Genomic DNA, 4209 nt, shown 5'->3' with positions numbered 1-4209 from the left:
AAGACGATGATCCCGGCGCAGGCCGCGACCCAGAAGATCCGCCGCCCGGCCACGTGCAGGTCGTACAGCGGGTTGGCGGCCCGCCGCTGCCGGATCACGAACGCGCTGCCGGCCGCCACGGCGACGATCGCCATGCCCAGCACGAACGTGCCCGCGTTGGGTACGGCGGCGAAGTTGATCCCGATCACCACCGCACCCACCAGGACGATCGACAGGATGCCGCCGGCGTTGTCGACCGGCTCCGTCGTCTCGTTGACGTGGGCCGGGACGTAGAGCCACGCCAGACCGAGCGCCACGACGGCCAGGGGAAGGGTCACCAGGAAGACCGAGCCCCACCAGAAGTGCTGGAGCAGGAATCCCGCCAGCAGCGGGCCCAGCGACGAGATCGCGCCGCCGAGCGCCGACCACAAGGCGATGGTCTTGGTTCGCGAGGACCCGGACCACAGTGCCGCGATCAACGCGAGCGTCGTCGGGAAGGCCATGCCCGCCGCCACGCCCCCGAAGATCCGGGCGGCGATCAGCACCGTGTCCGAGGGTGCGTACGCCGCGAGCAGGCAGGCCGGGATCGACAGCGCGATACCCAGCACCAGCATCAGCTTGCGGCCGTACCTGTCACCGAGCGCACCGAGGTAGAGCACCGAGGCCGCGAGGCCGAGCGAGTAGCCGACCGCCGTCATGTTGAGTGACGTCTGCGAGGAGTCGAACGCCTTCCCGATCGACGGCAGGGCGACGTTGGCGACGGCGAGGTTGAGGTTGGCGACGGCCGCGCCGAGGATCAGCGCCGTCAGGACCAGGGGAGCTCGGTCGGGTCGCCGGTCCGCACCGGCAGATGTCGTCCCAGCTTCAGATGGCGCGTCCAACGTTCGTCCTCCGACCACGGCAGGCCCTCAGAGAAATCAGCGGGCGTGGCGTTCATCGCACCACGTCCGGGCGGGGGTCTGCGTCATACGCGTCGGGTGATGCCGTCGCAACGCGGGCCGCGGATCCGGACCACCTCCAGATCCCCCTCCCGGGGGGATGTGACCGGCCGGACCGTGGATCGACTGTGGAGAGTCACGGCAATGGGCCGTGTGCCAGAGAGTTTGCCGACCACAGACTGTGAGGTGCTGGGACGTGAGTGTCACCAACTCCCCCTTCCCCCCGATCGCGGACTACGGATTCCTCTCGGACTGCCATACCGGCGCGCTGATTGCTCCGGACGGGTCGGTGGACTGGCTCTGCCTCCCCGCGTTCGACTCCGCCAGCGTCTTCGGGAACCTGCTCGACCGCGGAGCCGGGTCCTTCCGGTTCGGCCCGTACGGCATCAACGTGCCGACCGCGCGCACCTATGTGCCCGGCACCAACGTGCTGATGACCACGTGGCACACCCCCGGCGGCTGGATCGTGGTGCGCGACGCGCTCGTGATGGGACCCCGGATCAGGCCCGACACCGTGACGCCGCACACCAGGCCGCCCGCCGACGACGACGCCCTGCACCTCCTGGTGCGCACTGTCGAGTGCCTCGACGGGACGGTGGAGGTCGAGCTGGTCTGCGAGCCGGCGTTCGACTACGGGCGGGAGGAGGCCGCATGGACCGAGGTCGACGGACACAGCGCGGACGCCGCCGGAGCGGGGCAGGGTTTCCGACTGAGCACCGACATGCTCGTCGGCATCGAGGGAGGAGCGGCTCGCGCCCGCCATGTGCTGGCCAAGGGCGATCGCGCCTTCTGTGCGTTGTCCTGGGCGGAGGACCTGGCCGTGCCGGCCGACGTCGCCGAGGCGGAGGCCCACATCGCCACGACCATCGACTTCTGGCGCAACTGGCTGGCCCGGGCCCGGATCCCGGACCACTCTCTCCGGCATCCGCTCGAGCGGTCGGCGCTCACGATCAAGGGTCTGACCTACATGCCGACCGGTGCGACCGTCGCGGCCCTGACGACCTCGCTGCCGGAGACACCGGGCGGTGAGCGCAACTGGGACTACCGCTACACGTGGATGCGCGACACGACGTTCACCCTCCAGGCGCTCCACTACCTGAACCTCGACTGGGAGGCGGACGAGTTCATGCACTTCGTCGCCGACCTCGAGCCCAACCCCGACGGCGCCCTCCAGATCATGTACGGGATCGACGGCAGGCGCGACCTGTCCGAGTCGACGCGCGACGAGCTGTCGGGCTACGAGGGCGCGAAGCCGGTGCGGCTCGGGAACGGCGCCTTCGACCAACGCCAGAACGACGTGTTCGGCGCGGTCCTCGACTCGCTGCTCCTGCACACACGGCGCAGCAAACACCTGCCACGGCGGTTGTGGCCGCTCGTCCAGTCGCAGGCGGCGGGAGCGACCGCCGCCTGGCGGGAGCCCGACCAAGGCATCTGGGAGGCGCGCGGGAAGCCGCAGCACTACGTGTCGTCGAAGCTCATGGGTTGGGTGGCGCTCGACCGCGCCGCGAAGCTGGCGGCGATCCGCAACGACGATCAGCTCGAGAAGGAGTGGACCGTCACGGCGGAGGAGATCAAGGCCGACATCCTCGAGCACGGGGTCAGCGACCGAGGGGTCCTGCGTCAGCACTACGAGACCGATGCGCTCGACGCCTCGACGCTGCTCGCCCCGCTGTTCGGCTTCCTGCCGGGCACCGACGAGCGCATCCGCAACACGGTCACCGCGATCTCCGAGGAGCTGACCGAGAACGGGTTCGTCATGCGCTACCGCACCGACGAGACCGACGACGGGCTGTCGGGCAAGGAAGGAACCTTCCTGATCTGCTCGTTCTGGCTGGTCTCGGCGCTCGCGGCGGTCGGCGAGATGGAGCAGGCGACCGGCCTGATGGAAAGACTGCTCCGGATCGCCTCACCGCTCGGGCTGTACGCCGAGGAGTTCGAGGTCGCGCGTTCCCGGCACCTCGGCAACTTCCCGCAGGCGTTCTCCCACCTGGCCCTGATCCAGGCCGCGGGGCGGATCATCGTGGCCGAGCGCCTGGAAGAGCTGTCGCTGTGACAGGCGGGATGACGGTCGTGGTGCTGGGCGGCGGGCTGGCCGGGGTGGCCGTCGCCCACAAGCTCGGCGACGAGGGTGTCCCGGTGACGCTGGTCGACCGCAACGACTATCAGCAGTTCCAACCCCTGCTCTACCAGGTGGCGACCTCGCAGCTGCCTGCGCTGGATATCGCTCGGCCGCACCGAACGATCTTCTCGGCCCATCCCTCCGTCGAGGTCGTGACGGGCCATGTCGACGAGGTCTCCTTCGCCGACCGGTCGCTGCGACTCTCCGACGGTCGGACCCTCACCGGGTCCCACCTGGTGATGGCGGCCGGCGCGCGGCCCAACTTCTTCGGCGTACCCGGAGCGGACGAGCACGCCTTCCCGCTCTACTCCGTGGCGGACGGCGAACGCCTCCGCCGACACCTGCAGCGCCAGATCGGCGCAGCCTCGTCGGGGGCCTCGCAGGGCGACGGCACCCTCGACGTAGTCGTCGTGGGGGGCGGACCGACGGGGGTCGAGACGACCGGCGCCCTCGTCGAGCTGATGTCCGCCCTGGAGGCGACGGCGCAGACGCCGTACGTGGGTCGGATCACGCTCGTCGACCGCGGAGACGCGCTGCTGGGCGCCTTCGCGGACAAGGCTCATCTCTACGCACACGCCAAGCTCACGACCGGTGGGGCGGACATCCGCCTCGGGGTCGGAGTGGCAGCCGTGCACGCCGACCGGGTGGAGCTCACCGATGGGCAGACGCTCCCGGCCAGGACGGTGGTGTGGGGAGGCGGCGAGTCCGCAGCCCTGATCGCACAGCGCACGGGTTCATCCCCTGGCCGCGGTGGGCGGATCGACGTACTGCCCGATCTGTCCGTCGACGGCTACCCGGGTGTCTACGCCGTCGGTGACGTCGCCAACATCCCCTCCGACGAGGGCCCGCTGCCCCAGCTCGGCTCGGTCGCCCAGCAGTCCGGGGTGTGGGCAGCCCAGAACATCCTGCGCGAGCGAGGCGGCGGCAAGACCGAGCCGTTCCACTACAAGGACAAGGGCATCATGGCGATGATCGGCCGCAATGCCGCCGTCGCCGAGGTCGGCAAGCGACATCACCTGGTCGAGGGCCCGCTCGCGTTCGCGGCGTGGCTCGGCGTCCACGCGACCCTGCTCAGTGGCGCCCACAGCAAGACCGACGCCTTCATGACGTGGGCGTGGGACTACTTCGACCGCGACCACGCCGCCACGATCGAGGCCTCGTCGGACCCGCGGC

3 protein-coding genes are annotated in these 4209 nt (G+C 70.1%); 2 read left to right on the top strand and 1 reads right to left on the bottom strand.

Annotated features, from left to right (window positions below; all coding sequences use genetic code 11):
• A partial coding sequence (locus VGJ24_RS16490) for an MFS transporter (protein WP_331501728.1) occupies positions 1-860 on the bottom strand: 860 nt, incomplete at its 3' end.
• A gap of 253 nt (positions 861-1113) precedes the next feature.
• Here VGJ24_RS16490 and VGJ24_RS16485 point away from each other — a divergent pair.
• On the top strand, positions 1114-2970 hold the full coding sequence (locus tag VGJ24_RS16485; protein WP_331501727.1) for a glycoside hydrolase family 15 protein: 1857 nt from the start codon (positions 1114-1116) through the stop codon (positions 2968-2970).
• An 8-nt stretch (positions 2971-2978) separates the two neighbouring features.
• Positions 2979-4209 (top strand): NAD(P)/FAD-dependent oxidoreductase (locus VGJ24_RS16480; protein ID WP_331501726.1); only part of this gene is annotated, 1231 nt, incomplete at its 3' end.

Source organism: Nocardioides sp. (genome assembly GCF_036493135.1).
GTDB lineage: Bacteria > Actinomycetota > Actinomycetes > Propionibacteriales > Nocardioidaceae > Nocardioides.
Note: the sequence above shows the minus strand (reverse complement) of the source record. Positions and strands in the feature narration are given on the sequence as shown.